Raw genomic sequence first — 978 nt, forward strand, 5'->3', positions numbered from 1 at the left:
AACGCACTATATTGCCACACGTTGTATGCAATTTTAGCGAACACTACAAACCTGATTACTAAATGATAAAAACAAAATAACAAATTATGAAAAAATACTTTTTAATTCTATCAGTGATTATTTTAAGCTCAAATTTATACGCTGGGATTACAGATTCATTATCAATTGGATTTGGTGGTGGATACAGTAGTTACAATACATTTCGTGGAGAGATTTATCTTAAATCTGACCTGAAAATGTTTAATCGAAAAACGGAACTAAAGATTGGGATGAATAATCGTTCATATCAACTGACATTTGATAATGTATCAGACCTTGATGCTTCTTCAATTGGATTCTTTGGTGATATTGCAATTTACCCATTTAATAAAGGATTGTTCACAGGGATACGGTGGGAGTTGATTAATTTTAATTGGCTATCAGATGATTCAAAGACTAAGATTGAGAATGAACGAAATTACACCCCGACATCATTATATACTGGGACATGTATGTTTTTTCAACTTGGATACAGATTAAATATTTCTGATAATTTTGGCATAAAACTATACGGACAACCTGGATTTCAACAATTCAAAATTTCTAATGGTACATCATCTTCAGGAAGTTATGTTCAGACAACTTCTACCGATGACCCGATAATAGAAGACCATTATGAGTTTATTTACAATATAAATTTGAGTATTGAAATTAGATTGAAATAAAAACTGCATACAACAATGTATATAGCAAATAGGCGTGATAGTAGTAAATTCAACGGTTGTAGCCCGCTTCAACTTCATCTCGGTTTGATAGGTTTGAAGCCCGCAATCGCCTACTTGCCATATACTAAACGTTGCCGCCAATTACAGAGAACCCATCCCATTCGTTTAATGGATTTGCACTCGGTAGAATAGATAAAACCGTATAGTCAGCAGACTGAATCCTGCAGGTAGACTTTTATGAATAAATCGGTGCGAAACGTAATAATGAAATCCA

The 978-nt window shown here is 33.4% G+C and carries 1 protein-coding gene; it reads left to right on the top strand.

Annotated elements, in window-relative coordinates; translation table 11 throughout:
* Positions 1-86 precede the first annotated feature (86 nt).
* Complete coding sequence (locus tag B4W65_RS17050) at positions 87-704, top strand: hypothetical protein (RefSeq protein WP_088656362.1); 618 nt, start codon at positions 87-89, stop codon at positions 702-704.
* Positions 705-978: the final 274 nt, after the last annotated feature.

Source organism: Geofilum rhodophaeum, from assembly GCF_002210225.1.
GTDB lineage: Bacteria > Bacteroidota > Bacteroidia > Bacteroidales > Marinilabiliaceae > Geofilum > Geofilum rhodophaeum.